The sequence below is a fragment of the Neptuniibacter sp. SY11_33 genome (assembly GCF_047778025.1).
Lineage (GTDB): Bacteria > Pseudomonadota > Gammaproteobacteria > Pseudomonadales > Balneatricaceae > Neptuniibacter.
In genome coordinates this window covers 588,149-603,909 of record NZ_CP180543.1, presented here as the reverse complement: position 1 = coordinate 603,909, position 15,761 = coordinate 588,149, and the positions used below count along the sequence as shown (strand labels likewise).

11 protein-coding genes are annotated in these 15,761 nt (G+C 45.1%); 1 reads left to right on the top strand and 10 read right to left on the bottom strand.

The genetic code is table 11. From position 1 onward, the window contains the following. Positions 1-3 precede the first annotated feature (3 nt). From ACMXYV_RS02570 to ACMXYV_RS02535, 8 genes are all read right to left on the bottom strand, one after another. A complete protein-coding gene (locus ACMXYV_RS02570; RefSeq protein WP_415890222.1) occupies positions 4-753 on the bottom strand; it encodes a FliH/SctL family protein in 750 nt (249 codons plus the stop codon). Between the two features lie 11 nt (positions 754-764). Further along, entirely contained in the window at positions 765-1,778 is a 1,014-nt protein-coding gene (gene fliG, locus ACMXYV_RS02565; RefSeq protein ID WP_415890221.1) for a flagellar motor switch protein FliG, read from the bottom strand. Further along, on the bottom strand, positions 1,771-3,399 hold the full coding sequence (fliF, locus tag ACMXYV_RS02560) for a flagellar basal-body MS-ring/collar protein FliF (RefSeq protein ID WP_415891415.1): 1,629 nt from the start codon (positions 3,397-3,399) through the stop codon (positions 1,771-1,773). Before fliF ends, fliG begins: the two co-directional genes overlap by 8 nt. A gap of 66 nt (positions 3,400-3,465) precedes the next feature. After that, entirely contained in the window at positions 3,466-3,819 is a 354-nt protein-coding gene (gene fliE, locus ACMXYV_RS02555; protein ID WP_415883415.1) for a flagellar hook-basal body complex protein FliE, read from the bottom strand. A gap of 170 nt (positions 3,820-3,989) precedes the next feature. Further along, positions 3,990-4,619, bottom strand: a complete 630-nt coding sequence (locus ACMXYV_RS02550; RefSeq protein ID WP_415890220.1) for a 3'-5' exonuclease — start codon at positions 4,617-4,619, stop codon at positions 3,990-3,992. A 6-nt stretch (positions 4,620-4,625) separates the two neighbouring features. Next, positions 4,626-6,455: a DUF294 nucleotidyltransferase-like domain-containing protein gene (locus ACMXYV_RS02545; RefSeq protein ID WP_415890219.1), complete on the bottom strand. Its 1,830-nt coding sequence runs from the start codon at positions 6,453-6,455 to the stop codon at positions 4,626-4,628. 81 nt (positions 6,456-6,536) lie between these two features. Further along, positions 6,537-8,339, bottom strand: a complete 1,803-nt coding sequence (locus ACMXYV_RS02540) for a sodium:solute symporter family protein (RefSeq protein WP_415890218.1) — start codon at positions 8,337-8,339, stop codon at positions 6,537-6,539. A gap of 31 nt (positions 8,340-8,370) precedes the next feature. Continuing rightward, positions 8,371-8,631, bottom strand: a complete 261-nt coding sequence (locus ACMXYV_RS02535; RefSeq protein WP_415890217.1) for a DUF4212 domain-containing protein — start codon at positions 8,629-8,631, stop codon at positions 8,371-8,373. Positions 8,632-8,957: 326 nt separating this feature from the next. Here ACMXYV_RS02535 and ACMXYV_RS02530 point away from each other — a divergent pair, with 326 nt between their 5' ends. Next, complete coding sequence (locus ACMXYV_RS02530; protein ID WP_415890216.1) at positions 8,958-12,905, top strand: NahK/ErcS family hybrid sensor histidine kinase/response regulator; 3,948 nt, start codon at positions 8,958-8,960, stop codon at positions 12,903-12,905. Between the two features lie 70 nt (positions 12,906-12,975). Here the strand turns inward: ACMXYV_RS02530 and ACMXYV_RS02525 are convergent, their stop codons facing one another. Further along, complete coding sequence (locus ACMXYV_RS02525; protein WP_415890215.1) at positions 12,976-13,641, bottom strand: response regulator transcription factor; 666 nt, start codon at positions 13,639-13,641, stop codon at positions 12,976-12,978. Positions 13,642-13,797: 156 nt separating this feature from the next. Beyond that, the gene (acs, locus tag ACMXYV_RS02520) at positions 13,798-15,750 is read right to left on the bottom strand and encodes an acetate--CoA ligase (protein WP_415890214.1); all 1,953 of its coding nucleotides are present in this window, start codon (positions 15,748-15,750) and stop codon (positions 13,798-13,800) included. Between the last annotated feature and the right edge of the window lie 11 nt (positions 15,751-15,761).

Genomic DNA, 15,761 nt, shown 5'->3' with positions numbered 1-15,761 from the left:
AGTTTATGCCGAATCGTTTTCTACATTGGCGAGAAATTGCTTCACGACTGTAGCAAAATGCTGATCCAAATTATGTTCAACCACAGTGCTTGCAGCCTGAAGTTCGTAACTGCCTTGAGAGATACTTTCATCAATAACATATTCCAAGGACACACCTGGCATTAGCAGCATTTTTTCTAGATAAGGAAGATCATCCTTATTAACTTTGGCAACAACGGTACCTAAAGGCTCTGGCACGCTTCGTAGGGAACTACTGATAGAATCCCGCAATAATTCCTGTCTAACGGATAGCTCCGCTCCAACAGTTGCTTGAGCCAATGAAACAACCATATCAACTAGTTGCTTCTCTAAAGTTTCCGTTTGCTGCTGTAAGGGAAGCTCAAATTCAGACAGCATATTGCCTAACAATGCCTGCAAGCGCAGAACCTCAGCTTCCCCTTGCTGAAAGCCCTCTTTATACCCTTGCTCTTTACCCTCTTCCGTCCCTTGAACACGACCTTCCTCAAGCCCCTTAAGACGCCCCTCTTCAAGCCCAGCAGCCAAGCCCTCGATGCGTGCCGTTTCACGAATCTCTTCCAGCTCGGCTAGAGTAATCTTTTCTGCGGCTATAACTTCTTCTACGACGGTTACTTCGACAGGATCTTTTTGCTGCAAACCAACAACATGCTGACCTGCAACCTGAGGCAACTCCCAACCAATAAGTTCGGAAGCCTCTTCAGCTCTGATGCGTTTAAAACCTTTATTTTCATACATACGCACTTAGCCTAGAGCATCTCTTCGCCACCGCCACCAAGGATAATTTCACCCTCATCAGCAAGACGGCGAGCTACAGTCAAAATCTCTTTCTGTGCTTCTTCAACCTCAGAAACACGCACTGGACCTTTAGCTTCAAGGTCATCACGCAGCAATTCGGAAGCACGTTTAGACATGTTACGGAAGACTTTCTCTTGGAGAGCGACATCTGCACCTTTCAGAGCAACAACCAGTACATCTGTAGATACTTCACGAAGTATTGCCTGAATACCTTGATCCTCTACATCTTGTAGATTCTCGAAGACAAACATCAGATCAGAGATAGTTGTAGCTAAATTTTCATCGCTCTCTTTAATCCCTTCCATCAATTCAGCTTCAAGACTGGAATCGATAAAGTTCATAATATCAGCAGCATTTTTAATACCACCAAGAGTCGCAGAACTCGCACCACTTGCGCCAGCAAATTGACGCTCAAGAATATCATTAAGTTCTTGCAATGCTTGCGGCTGGATACGGTCTAAAGCAGCTACACGCATCAAAATATCAAGGCGCTGCTTATCATCAAAGAAACCTAGCACGCCCGCTGCCGCATCAGGCTCAAGGTAGGCACAAACAACCGCCTGAATCTGCGGGTGCTCGTAACGGATGATTTCGGCAATTTGACGAGGCTCCATCCAGCGCAAGGTATCTAGGCCGGATGTATTTGTGCTCATTAGGATACGATCAAGGAGGGTTTTAGCTTTCTCTTCGCCCAATGCCTGATTAAGCATTGAACGAATATAGATGTCATTGTTAATACCAATACCGGTTTGATCACTTACCAAACCCATAAAATCACCAACAACAGATTCCACCTTTGTTTGTGGAATATTATTCAGCTGAGCCATTGCCTCACCGATCATCTGAACCTCTTTTGGGCCCATATGTTTCAGGATTTCAGCAGCATCGGCCTCACCTAAGCTAATCAGAAGAATTGCAGCTTTATTGATCTCACTGAATTCATCCTGATTTGCTTCATCACTCATCGTCACCTACCCATTGCTTCACAGCCTGCGCAACGCGCGCAGGATCTTCCGCAACCATACTACGAATCGCGTTTAACTGATAATCAAAGCTTTCATTTGGCGTTGGTAGTAGCTCATCATCGCTACCAAAAGTTACCGAATCAGAAGAAAAATCACCGCCATCAAGACCTTCTAGTTCCGCAGACACTTCACCTGCAGCACCCAAACCAGCCACATTACCCGCAGTACCAGCTGATGCTAGGTTTTTAAGGATAGGGCGTAAAATTCCGAACACTAGAACAAGAACAAATACCGCAGCCATAACCTGCTTAACGATATCCCAGATCCACTCTTGCTCCCACAGCGGCACATCTTCAGTCACAATAGGCTGCTCTGGAACGAATGGTGTATTTACAACATTCACACTATCCCCGCGAAGCGCAGAATAACCTACCGCATCCTGAACCAGAATACGCAGACGCTCTAACTCATTTTGCTGCCATGGGGTACGCTGAGCATCGCCTGTTGATGGATCGACGCTTGAAAGATCATCAACTACAACCGCGACGGTTAAACGACGTACACGACCCTGCTGATGCTTGGTGTAGCTAATAGTACGGTCTAATTCAAAGTTACGCGTAGCTTGTTTACGAGAAGAGCCTGGCGCACCGTTGTTAGCCAACACTCCCTCGCCGGATGCTTCTTCAGGCACACTGCTTGGCCCTGGAGGCTGATTAGACAATGCTCCTGGCACCCCTACTGGCGCAGCACCGCCAACTCTTGATTCATCCATTGTCTGCTCACTACGAAGCGCAGGAAGATCAGGATTATATAATTCATCTGTTTGTTCTACGGCCGTAAAATCAACATCTGCTGAAACTTCGGCACGAAAACTCCCCATACCTACAACCGGCTGCAGAATGCTATTAACACGGTTGAGCATGGTTTCTTCTAAATTACGCGTGTACTCCAATTGCTTAGCAGCCAAAACAACATTAATGTCTTTATCACGCATATTTAGCAGACGGCCGCGCTGATCTACAACCGTCACATCTTTAACATTTAACGCAGGAATACTTGAAGCCACCAAGTTAGCAATAGATGCAACTTGATCTCGCTCTAGTTGACGCCCAGAGAACAACTCAAGAAATACAGAAGCTGTCGGTTTACGGGTATCTCGGATAAAGACAGTATCTTTTGGAATAGCTAAGTGAACACGCGCATTACGCACAGCAGTCATACTAGAAATTGTACGAGCCAATTCACCCTCAAGACCACGACGATATTTTGTCGTTTCCATGAACTGACTGGTACCAAGGCTTTGCTCACGATCTAGAATTTCAAAGCCTACAGTCTTATCAGAAGTAAAACCTTCGGAAGCCAGTTTAAGTCTTGCTTGATGAACATACTCATCAGGGACCAAAATCGCCCGACCATCAGCATCAAACTTATACGGTACATTATAAAGGCGAAGCTGCTCTATAATCTGGTTAGCATCAGAGAAATTAAGATTACTAAATAGAACACGCTGATCAGGCTTTTGCGACCACAACACAACAGCAAAACCAATAGCGACGCTTGCCGCTAGACCAACCATCAAACCTATCTGCCTAACAATACTTAGCTTATTAAAGCCAAGCATTGGGCTTCCGCTTAATGTTTCTGCGCTATCTGCCACTGCCACTTATCCCGTTAATTCTATTTATTGTTAGATTGGCATCTTCATTACGTCTTCATAGGCCGAAACCAATCGATTTCGCACCTGTGTCATCGCTTGAAACGAGACTGAAGCTTTTTCTGCAGCGATCATAACTTGTGGAAGATCGATCGTTGGATCTCCCTTCTCATATGCAACCGCCATTTTTTTGGCATCCGCTTGAGTTTCACTCACTGCGTCTACCGCATTCTTTAATATATCACCGAATCCCGTTCGATCAGAGGGCTTAACAGCACCTGGCTCAGAGACCATGCCCGACATCATTTCTGGAGATACGCTCTGCACTTGAGTCTTAATCGTCCTCATCTGCATCAGTACACTATTTATGTCAGCTCTATCTACCATAACCACACCCAACGGCAATTTATTGACATTATAAACAGTCAATTTACTTCATCAAGGTAAAAACCAAGAACAAGACGACATTTTTTTGTCTATTTATACTTGATTTCACTTTTTATATGTAGATAAAAGCAAAAAACGGGCCAATGGCCCGCTATTCTTTTGACATCTAATTAATAATGCGCTTCTGGTGGATCTCCATACTTAAGACGCACATACATCAACGCCACTGTTAGAGCATCGCCAATAGCGGTATGCCTCTCGAGCATTGGTATATCTAATTTTTTAGAAATCGTATCAAATCGTAGATCGACATTACCACCAACAGACTTCCATTTAATAATGTCGTGATAAACATGAGACAGCTCAATCGCTTTATTCGGCAAACCAAAACCAAATTGCGGTCGAATGAATTTATCCAACATACGGATATCATAGTTAACGTAGTAACCAAGAATTGGACGATTACCGACAAACTGCAAAACTTGCTCTAGAGCATCTTCAATATCGATACCTTCAGCTAAATCACTTTCACGTATCTTATGAATCTTAATCGATTCGCCCGTCAGTGATTTGGGTGGCTTAAGCTTAATATCCAAACGATCACTCGTAAGAACCTTTTTACCTTTGATCTTAACCGCACCAATCGAGACAATTTCCCCCTGCTTCACATCAAGACTAGTCGTTTCACAATCTAAAGAAACAACTTCGTCACCGTCGTAAGCATCAAACAGGTGAGCATATGGACCAGACTTATGGTCATATTTCTCTTTTATTCTTCTTACCGCTCTGGGTATGATCATTAAAACTTACCCTCCAAGGTGGTACCTAAGCTCAAGATGCTTTTTAAAACCTTTAACAATATGCAACGCATCTCGCAGGAGTTCTCTTTCAAGCTTATCTAAAGACTGCAGCTCAATAATATTGGGGGTCTGATCATGCCCCGTTTCGCTACACTCCATACGCTTTACCTGTTGCCTCAATCGAAGACTAATAAACAAACTCAAAGCCTCAGCAATTTCTCTACCGTGCTTATCTTTTAGCTGACCAAGCTCTGTCAAAGCCTCGATACGCTCAAAGGTATTTGTCACTTTAATACGATGCTCTAAAGCTATCGTGCGTATCCCATGCACAATTGGGAAAATCCCGCCTTTTTTAATATCCAGCTGCCCCTTGTCTTTTAAGTTACCGAAGAAAGTCAATGGCGTATCAAACTCAAGGGAAGCTTTAGCAAAATGAGAGAAGAAAACATCATTATTACGCAGATGCCTCATAAACCAGTTTCGGCTAGCCTTAAAGATTGCCGGATTACCCGCTACAGGCTTTGCATCAACAGCAATCGCTAGATTCATTTGCGAATCACCATCACATCTGTCAGCCCAATCACCTAACATTTGTGTCCAACCACCCAGAGATTTAACCCATTCTGGATTAGATACCATGATGTTACCCGGGCAAGGAGGAAAGCCAAATTCGATCAAAGTCTGACTAAAACGATTAAGTGTTTCAGTCATTTCAGGCCACACCAAACCATCCCTATGAATAATGGCGTTATCCTGATCAGTTTTCATGATCTGCTCACCACGCCCTTCCGAACCCATCACCAACAAACAGACATGTGGCTGCATATCACTTGGGATCATGATATTGAATAGCTTAGCAATAATACGGCCGTTCATCGCAGCCAATAGATCCATCACAAAGCGAGTTTTTACACCTTGCGACACAAGCGCCTTAATCAAATCATCTAGGCCTTTTTCAGCTTCTTTTAGATCTTCAACTGTTTGTGCACGCTCAATTCGCAAACCAATCACATGAGAATGGCTGGAGAAATAACTCAACACATCGGTCAGCTCAACAATGCCTGACATTTCGCCGTCTTTCATCACAACAACACGCTCAATGTGCTGCTGGGTCATTATAATTAGCGCATTAAATAGATAGTCATCAGGTTGCACTGTGATTAGACGATAGCTTGCGATCTCAGCCAAATCCGTATCCATCGCCAACTCATTAACTACCACTGCATCTAATAAATCGGTCCCCGTAACCATGCCGTATCGATTACCGCGTTTTACCAGAATACAATCTGCCTTTTTTTCGCGCATAAGCAGAGTTGCTTCACGAATTGATGTACCTTCAAGAACAACCAACGGTTCACGGACTAAACCATCAGACACTTTAGCCAACATAAATTCGGCCATGTCTTGTTCTTTACCGTGCTGTTGGACTATCTCTGTTTTGGCTGATAAATTTTGCTGAAAGTAATCTGCAAATAATCCATTTGTCGACATAAGGTCCAAAAGAATCTTAGTCGGTAAGATATGACAAATTGTTTCTTCTTCAGCGATAAAATTATGTATCGCCTTACCTCGAATAGCAGACCAGCCACCAAAGTAATCTTCGTTGGTATAGTGAACAAAAACATGCTCAGGAGTATCACTCCCCTCCTCCTGAACTTCACTCTCACCTACCTTTCCTTTAAAAATAACAAAGACACCTTCAGGCTCTTCGCCCGCCGTCATGATGTACTCGCCTTTCTGGTAATAACCTATATCCAGACTTGAACGCAGTAGATCTTGCTCCTTCCCATCCAGCAAACTGAATGGCAAATTTGTCATTTTGAAAGAATCAGGCATTTCCAACATCCTCTTTGTAGGAAAAAGAAAAGGGCGCTCCAACCTTCGCTGGGCGCCCTTTTTAGATTTATCTAATCGATCTTAGTGATCGTGAGCAGCACCAGCACCACGCGGGATACGTAGATCTTCTACGATATCCTGGATTTCTTGCGGTGGTTCTTCAGTCATGTTGGATACTACGAAACCAACGATGATGTGAAGAATCGCGCCAAGAGTACCGAAGCCACCTGGAGAGATACCCATGATGTATTCATCTGGAGTACCGCCACCGAATGCGAAGTAGTACATGTAGCACATAGTAGAGATCAGACCTACTAGCATACCTGCGATCGCACCTTGTGAAGTGTGACGCTTCCAGAAGATACCCATGATGATAGCTGGGAATACAGACGCACATGCCAGACCGAAGGCTAGGGCTACTACCTGTGCCACGAAGCCTGGAGGGTTGATACCGAAGTAACCTGCGATACAGATTGCCACGATAGCAGCCAGACGAGCGTACATAAGTTCCTGCTTATCAGAGATATTCGGATTGATGGTTTTCTTCATCAAGTCATGCGAGATCGCTGTAGAGATTACCAACAACAGACCTGCCGCAGTTGATAGAGCCGCAGCTACCGCACCAGCTGCTACCAGAGCAATTACCCAGTTTGGAAGCTGAGCGATATCTGGGTTAGCTAGTACCATGATGTCACGGTCTACGTATACTTCGTTTGCGAATGGCTGTTTAGCCGCATCAAACTCAGCACCTTCTTTAGCATTGCTAGCAATACGCTGACCGTATTCACCACGCTCTTCAGTAAAAGCAGGCTTCTTAGAAGTGAACGCACTACCTGCAGCGTACTGTACTTTGCCGTCGCCGTTACGGTCAGTCCAACCTAGAAGACCTGTGTTCTCCCAGTTTTTGAACCATGCAGGCATTTCAGTGTACGCAGTACCTGTACCGTCAGCACCGTTTAGTGTCTGGATAAGGTTTACACGACCGAAACCAGCTACACCAGGAACCGCAGTGTAAAGTAGCGCGATGAAGATTAGAGCCCAACCAGCAGATAGACGAGCATCTTTTACGCGAGGTACTGTGAAGAAACGTACGATTACGTGCGGAAGACCAGCATTACCACACATCAGAGCAACTGTTAGGAAGAATAGATCGATAGTCGATTTCTTACCGTCAGTGTACTGATGGAAGCCAAGATCTACTGACAATTGGTCAAGAGTAGCCAATACAGACATACCACTGTCCAGAGTCGCACCCAAACCAATTTGTGGTAGGAAGTGACCTGTTACCTGAGCAGATAGGAAGAATGCTGGTACTGTGAACGCAAGAATCAATACAACGTACTGAGCAACCTGAGTATAAGTAATACCTTTCATGCCACCTAGTACAGCGTAGAAGAATACGATCGCCATACCGATAACTACACCAGTGTTGATGTCAACGTGTAGGTAACGAGAGAATACGATACCAACACCACGCATCTGACCAGCTACGTATGTGAAAGAGATTACGATAGTACAAACTACTGCGATTGTACGTGCAGTAGAAGAGTAATAACGGTCACCGATGAAGTCAGGTACTGTGAACTTACCAAACTTACGTAGGTAAGGTGCTAGCAATAGTGCTAGTAGTACGTAACCACCAGTCCAGCCCATTAGATAAGCAGAACCGTCACGGCCAACGAAGGAAACCAAGCCAGCCAGGGAGATAAACGATGCAGCGGACATCCAGTCAGCAGCAGTCGCCATACCGTTAGCAACCGGTGGTACACCACCGCCCGCAACGTAGAATTCTTTAGTCGATCCTGCACGCGCCCATATCGCAATACCGATATATAGCGCAAAGGAGCCGCCTACAAAGAGAAATGTTAAAACGTCGAGACTCATAGCAATGCCGTCCTAATAGAAATTATTATTGTTATTCGTGAACGTCATACTTCTCGTCAAGCTTGTTCATGCTGAACACGTATGTCCAGATCAAGATGACGAATACGAAGATTGACCCTTGCTGGCCGAACCAGAAACCTAGTGGGAAACCGAAGAACGGAATCGCATTAAGCTGTTCAACAAACAAGATCGCGCAGCCGTAGGACACTACGAACCAAACCGCGAGGTGAGTCATAATGATGCGCAAGTTTTCACGCCAGTAGGCTTGCGCCTGCTCATTACTGATTGACATAACACCATCCTTATTTTTGTTATTTAAAAATTGGTGAAAATTTAAGACTGTAAGAGACTATCAAACAGCGCAGCCAAACAAAGCTAAACTTTAGTCGACTCAACTTTCCTCTAAACCATTGAAAAATCGCCTCAAAGCGCCGTATTACGGCATTTCCTCGATATTGAGTAGTAAAAGGCCTTCCAAAACTCTAGACAAAGGTATTAACACTGCTGACCCTAATTTAGAAAAGCCATAATTACTCCATTCAGACAATTGTTGGGTTCCTGTCAAAATTAAGTAAACTAGCTACACATCTGTTTTTACTATTCATTAAGGAATGCACGATGCTTTCTGGCTGGTCGATAATTCTTATCTCCTTCACCTACCTTGGCCTTTTATTCGCCATCGCACACTACGGTGATAAAAGCGCACAAAAGAATGATCGTATTATCAGCCGACCAATAATCTATTCTTTATCTCTTGCAGTTTACTGTTCCTCATGGACTTTTTACGGTGCTGTAGGGCGCGCAACCACCGGCGGCTGGGAGTTTTTAGCGACCTATTTAGGGCCTGTTATTGTCTTTATTTTTGGCTGGCGCCTTATTGAGAAGATGATTCTTATCAGTAAGCAGCAGAACATCACAACGATTTCAGACTTTATCTCTTCCAGATACGGTAAAAGCCAAGCCCTAGCGGTATTAGTCACCATCATTGCGGTTACCGGCACTATGCCCTACATCGCCATGCAGCTTAAAGCTGTAGCTATCAGTTATAACGCGCTTACACCAGGAACAGAGGAGGTTATTAGTAAGGGTAGCGATACCGCTCTTTTCGTTGCAATAGTCATGGCCGTCTTTGCTATTTTGTTTGGTACTAGGCATATCGATGCCACAGAACACCATGAAGGCCTGGTATTAGCAGTCGCCTTCGAATCAATAGTGAAACTTACTGCTTTCATTGCCGTGGGTATTTTTGTGATGCTTGAGGTTTTCGATGGTTTCGAAGACCTCGCCTACAACATAGCCACCCAACTCAACAACAACTCGAATTATTCGTCATTTTTAGACGACAGTTTTTTGACGGAGATATTACTCGCCTGCGCAGCTGTGATCTGTTTGCCACGCCAGTTCCACGTAACAATTGTAGAGAATACGAATACAGGCCACTTAAAACTTGCTCGCTGGCTGTTTCCGATCTACCTCATCCTGCTGGCAATCTTTGTATTACCTATCTCAACTGCAGGCATGCTGTATTTCGAGAACACCAGCGTCGACGCAGACACTTACGTTTTGATGCTGCCCTTAGCTGCAGACTATAAAGAACTCGCCACCTTTGCTTTCATCGGTGGTCTTTCAGCGTCTACTAGTATGGTTATTGTTGCCAGCATCACTTTATCCACAATGGTCTGTAACGACATCATAATGCCGCTGCTTTTCCGTATCTCTTGGCTTCGCCTATCGGACACTAACGACGTTGGCGCACTGCTACTCAAAGTCCGTCGAATCACCATCATGTGCTTAATGATTCTGGCATACTTCTACTATCGAATTTTAGGTGAGCAATCCCCTCTAGCCTCATTCGGTCTACTTGCTTTTGTTGCGGCAGCACAATTCCTCCCAGCCATCATTGGCGGTATATATTGGAAGGCAGGATCACGCCACGGCGTGCTTGCGGGTTTAACAGGCGGCTTCCTCCTATGGCTATACACATTAGTACTTCCGTCATTTAGTGAAGCGGGCTTGCTTGGCCCTGAATACTTAAACAACAGCATCTTTGGAATCGAATGGCTTAAACCCACTCAGCTATTCGGAATCGAAGGCTTAGAACCACTTACACACGGTGTATTCTGGTCTCTGTTCTTTAATACTTCGTTGTATTTTTTAGTCTCCAAATACACAAGCTTACGCCTTGTTGACCGCATTCAAGCCAGCGCCTTTGTTGATGTTTATAACAAGGATTTAACCGAAGCAACTCGTCAATATGGACAGGTAACCGTTGGTGATCTTCAGATGCTAACAGAGCGCTTCCTTGGCATTAGCAGAACTCAACATTCCTTTACTGGCTTCGCACTTCAACACGGAGAAGAACCACCTTTATCCGGTGATAAAGCGACCCCTGAATTAGTACAATTTACTGAGCGCCTTTTAGCCGGTGTAATCGGTGCATCTTCAGCACGCATTGTCCTAGCCTCCACTTTACGTGGTAAGGACATGCATATAGGTGATGTCGTAACCATTGTTGACGAAGCCTCACAAGCACTCCGTTTCAACCGCTCGCTCTTGCAATCAACCATCGAGAATATCAGTCTCGGCATCAGCGTAGTCGACCAACAAATGCGACTTGTAGCTTGGAACCGCGTTTACGTAGAAATGTTCGATTACCCTGAGGGCCTTATTTGTGTCGGCCGCCCGATTGAAGAAGTGTTCCGTTACAACGCCATGAAAGGCGAATACGGTCCAGGCAATAACGACGAACAAGTAACTAAGCGCCTAAAGGTCTTGAAGTCTGGCAAGCGACATAGCTACGAACGTTTCCGTCCAGACGGTACTGTTCTAGAAGTCCGCGGCAACCCAATGCCAAATGGCGGCTATGTAAACACGTACATGGATATCACAGATCATAAACATGTCGAAGAAGCCCTAAGGGAAAGCGAGCAAAACATTAGGATCTACACTGATAACGTCCCAGTACTGATTGCTTATCTAGATCCTGAGAGACGCTACCTATTTATCAACAAAGCTTATGCTGACACTTTCGGTCTTGATCGCAACACCATCTCTGGCCAGCCCTGCTATAAAAGCATGACTGAAGATGAGTATGAGCTTCGAAGCCCATACATTACTGCAGCCCTTGCTGGTAAACGTCAGCGTTTTGAAACCACACTTCCAAGTGACAGCGGACAACCCCGCTATGCTGAAGTTAAATACATTCCGCACATTGGCGAATATGGTGATGTACTGGGCTACTTCACCCTCTACCAAGATATCACTGAGCGACGTAAAGCCGAGTTAGCACTAAAAGAAACCAATGAAACGCTAGAACAACGCGTGCGCGAACGTACACATGCACTCTCTGTTGTTAACAAAGAGCTACGAAAAGAAAATACAATTCGCTCCTTAATGGAAGACGAGCTTCGCCAAGCCAAGTCCGATGCTGATGATGCAAACTTAGGTAAAACTCGCTTCCTCGCCTCTGCAAGCCACGACTTATTACAACCATTGAACGCAGCAAGATTATTCACTTCTGCTTTAGCTCAGCAAAGCCACAGCGAAGAAACAAGCCAGTTAGTAGAAAACCTTAATGGCTCACTTACTGCTGCTGAAGAGCTTATCACCGCAATTTTAGATATATCCAAATTGGATGCTGGTGCGCTAGCCCCATCCATTACAGATTTTTCTCTGGATGATATGTTCAGTGCATTAAATACTGAATTTACCGCTGTAGCCGATAAAAAGTCGCTTAAGTTCCGCACTGTACAATGTAATAAGGTTGTACGTTCGGACCAACAACTCTTAAGACGAATAATCCAAAACTTCCTCTCTAACGCTATGCGCTATACCCAAGAGGGCAAAATCCTACTTGGATGCCGCAGACGTAAAAATATGCTTAGAATCGAAGTCTGGGATACAGGCGTAGGTATAGCTGAAGACAAAATCAAAGAGGTCTTTGAAGAGTTCAGACGCATCGATAATCCCAAACACTCTCAGGTCCAGGGCCTAGGTCTCGGGCTTGCGATTACAGAACGCATTGCTCGTATGCTGGGTCACAAACTTAATGTACGTTCATGGCCAACCAAAGGAACAGTATTCAGCGTAGAGATCCCGCTTGGCGACAGCACTAAAGCAGTTAAACCAAAGCCTGAAAAACGCGGCTGGATTCGCAGTAAGGGCCTAAATGGCATTCGAGCGATAGTGATCGACAACGAACCTAAGATCCTCGAAGGCATGTCCGCATTACTTAATGGCTGGGGCTGTGATGTTAAAGTCGCCCTTTCTTCTAAAGAAGCAACAGATCTAATTCAATCTGAAGGATTCCAGCCAGAGATCATTCTAGCTGACTACCACCTATCTGAAACTCTGACTGGCATCATGGCACTTAATGACCTTGCACCACTGCTCGATAAGCCAGTGCCAAGCATCGTTATCACAGCAGACCGCACTGAAGAAGTGAAGAACGAAATCCAAGATTACGGATCGCAACTACTAACCAAGCCTATTCGCCCTGCCGCCTTAAGAGCCATGATCAATAAAACCATTGCCACGGCACGCGCTAGCGAAGCAGAAAGCGAATAAATCACAATCAAATACAACCAACAAAAAAGGCGCCATAGGCGCCTTTTTTAAATCTTATGTCGCTTAAACATTACTCAAGATCAGTTTTAGGTGGTTCCACACCTAGGCGCTGAGCAGCAATTACTGCTTGCGTACGACTATGAACACCCAACTTACGTAAAATAGCTGTTACGTGCGCTTTGATCGTCGCTTCAGAAACACTTAACTCATAAGCGATCTGCTTGTTCAACAACCCTTCAGTCAACATCGTCAATACACGGAACTGCTGAGGTGTTAATGCAGACAATGCAGCAGCGAACTTTTGATCATCTTCGCTCACATCGCCCAAGTTATCTGCCACTTCTTGAGGCAACCATTCTTCACCTTCAAGTACAGCAACAATCGCCTCTCCGATCGTTTCCAGAGGAGCCGATTTCGGGATAAAGCCAGAAGCACCGTAATCAATCGCACGCTTCATAACATGCGGCTGCTCACTACCAGATACAACTACAACCGGGATCCCAGGGTTTTGACCACGCAAAAACACCAACCCAGAAAAGCCATTAGTGCCCGGCATATGAATATCTAACAAAACCAAATCCGCATCTGAATGCTGATCTACGGCTTCCTGCACTGCAGCCAACGAATCCGCTTCGATTGTTTCTACTCCAGGCATTGCCTGAGTAACAGCCTGTTTTAAAGCTGCACGAAACAACGGATGATCATCTGCAATAATAATTTTTTGTGCTAACTGCATGCGTTCACTTCCCCCTTAAGAACCCTGTGACGAACGCCAACCGTTAATGAACGGTTAATCCAGTGAAGAGAATACCACTATAAAACAAAAAACTCCCGCAAGTCTCGGGTAATCCGCGACTTACAGGAGTTTTTTCAGACTAATTTATAAGAAAAATTAGTCCTGACGGTTCATACGGTTTTCGATTAGGTCATCTACTACAGATGGATCTGCAAGAGTAGAAGTATCACCTAAAGCACCGAAATCGTCTTCTGCGATCTTACGAAGGATACGACGCATGATCTTACCAGAACGTGTCTTAGGCATGCCTGGCGCGAATTGAATCAAGTCTGGAGATGCAATTGGACCGATCTCAGAACGTACGTGCATACGTAGCTCTTTAAGTAGCTCGTCAGACTGCTCGAAACCAGACTGTAGAGTTACGTAAACGTAGATGCCTTGACCCTTAACTTCGTGCGGGTAGCCAACAACTGCTGCTTCAGCAACTGCTTCGTGAGCTACTAGCGCAGACTCAACTTCCGCAGTACCCATACGGTGGCCAGATACGTTGATTACGTCATCTACACGACCTGTGATCCAGTAATAACCGTCTTCATCACGACGACAACCATCACCAGTAGTGTATACACCTTTGTATGTAGAGAAGTAAGTTTGGATAAAGCGCTCGTGATCACCCCAGATAGAACGAGCCTGAGATGGCCAAGAATCTTTAATTACTAGGTTACCGTCAGTCGCACCTTCCAACTCGTTACCATCAGCATCTAGAAGTGCTGGCTGAATACCGAAGAATGGACGAGACGCTGCACCTGGCTTAGCCGCTGTAGCACCTGGCAGAGGAAGAATCATCATGCCGCCAGTTTCAGTCTGCCACCAAGTATCAACGATTGGGCAACGGCCCTGACCGATAATGCGGTGGTACCATTCCCAAGCTTCTGGGTTGATTGGCTCACCTACAGAACCAAGAATACGTAGTGTAGATAGGTCAGAATCACCTAGTACATCTTCACCTTGCTGCATCAAAGCACGGATAGCTGTTGGCGCAGTGTAGAACTGGTTAACCTTGTGCTTTTCGATAACGCGGCCGAAACGGCTGTTATCTGGGTAGCTTGGAACACCTTCAAACATTAGAGAAGTTGCGCCGTTAGCTAGTGGTCCATATACGATGTAAGAGTGACCAGTAACCCAACCTACGTCCGCAGTACACCAATAAACATCACCTTCTTTGTAGTCGAACGCATACTCGTGAGTCATGGAAGCGTAAACCATGTAACCACCAGTAGTATGCTTAAGGCCTTTTGGCGCACCAGTAGAACCAGACGTGTAAAGAATGAACATTGGATCTTCTGCGTTCATCTCTTCAGATGGGCAATCAGCAGATGCTTCAGCTACTAGGTCTTCGTACCAAACATCAACATTGCTATCCCAAGCAACATCCTGCTCAACGCGCTTAACAACGATTACGCTTTCTACAGCCGCTTTAGCTGCAGCATGCTCTAGCGCTTTATCAACGTTAGCTTTAAGCGGTACAGATTTTCCTGCACGCAAAGAGTAGTTAGACGTTACAACAACCTTAGAGTTTGCACCTTCGATACGAGCTGCAAGCGCTTCAGGAGAGAAACCACCAAATACGATAGAGTGAACAGCACCAATACGAGTACAAGCAAGCATCGCTACAGCAGCTTCTGGAATCATTGGCATATAAAGCGTTACTACATCGCCTTTCTCTACGCCACGCGCTTTAAGCGCGTTAGAGAATTTACAAACACGCTCATGCAGATCACGGTAAGTGATATTTTCAGATTCGCTTGGATCGTCACCTTCCCAGATGATAGCAACCTGATCACCACGAGTTTCCAGGTGACGGTCTAGACAGTTGTGAGAAGCGTTCAACGTACCATCTTCGTACCAACGGATATCTACATTGTGCGGATCGAAAGTGGTGTTTTTTACTTTAGTGTATGGCTTAAACCAATCCAGGCGCTTACCTGCTTCACCCCAGAATGCATCCGGATCATTAACTGATTGCTCATACATCGCTTCGTATTTTTCGTTGTCGATGTGCGCGTTTGCCGCAATCTCCGGACTTACTGGATATACCTTTTCACTCATCGTGATGCCCT

Bases quoted from the DNA above. Each gene is read 5' to 3' on its own strand.
- fliG (WP_415890221.1), bottom strand. From the start codon at position 1,778: ATGAGTGATGAAGCAAATCAGGATGAATTCAGTGAGATCAATAAAGCT.
- acs (WP_415890214.1), bottom strand. From the start codon at position 15,750: ATGAGTGAAAAGGTATATCCAGTAAGTCCGGAGATTGCGGCAAACGCG.
- ACMXYV_RS02525 (WP_415890215.1), bottom strand. From the start codon at position 13,641: ATGCAGTTAGCACAAAAAATTATTATTGCAGATGATCATCCGTTGTTT.
- fliF (WP_415891415.1), bottom strand. From the start codon at position 3,399: ATGCTTGGCTTTAATAAGCTAAGTATTGTTAGGCAGATAGGTTTGATG.
- ACMXYV_RS02570 (WP_415890222.1), bottom strand. From the start codon at position 753: ATGTATGAAAATAAAGGTTTTAAACGCATCAGAGCTGAAGAGGCTTCC.
- ACMXYV_RS02540 (WP_415890218.1), bottom strand. From the start codon at position 8,339: ATGAGTCTCGACGTTTTAACATTTCTCTTTGTAGGCGGCTCCTTTGCG.
- ACMXYV_RS02530 (WP_415890216.1), top strand. From the start codon at position 8,958: ATGCTTTCTGGCTGGTCGATAATTCTTATCTCCTTCACCTACCTTGGC.
- ACMXYV_RS02550 (WP_415890220.1), bottom strand. From the start codon at position 4,619: ATGATCATACCCAGAGCGGTAAGAAGAATAAAAGAGAAATATGACCAT.
- fliE (WP_415883415.1), bottom strand. From the start codon at position 3,819: ATGGTAGATAGAGCTGACATAAATAGTGTACTGATGCAGATGAGGACG.
- ACMXYV_RS02535 (WP_415890217.1), bottom strand. From the start codon at position 8,631: ATGTCAATCAGTAATGAGCAGGCGCAAGCCTACTGGCGTGAAAACTTG.
- ACMXYV_RS02545 (WP_415890219.1), bottom strand. From the start codon at position 6,455: ATGCCTGATTCTTTCAAAATGACAAATTTGCCATTCAGTTTGCTGGAT.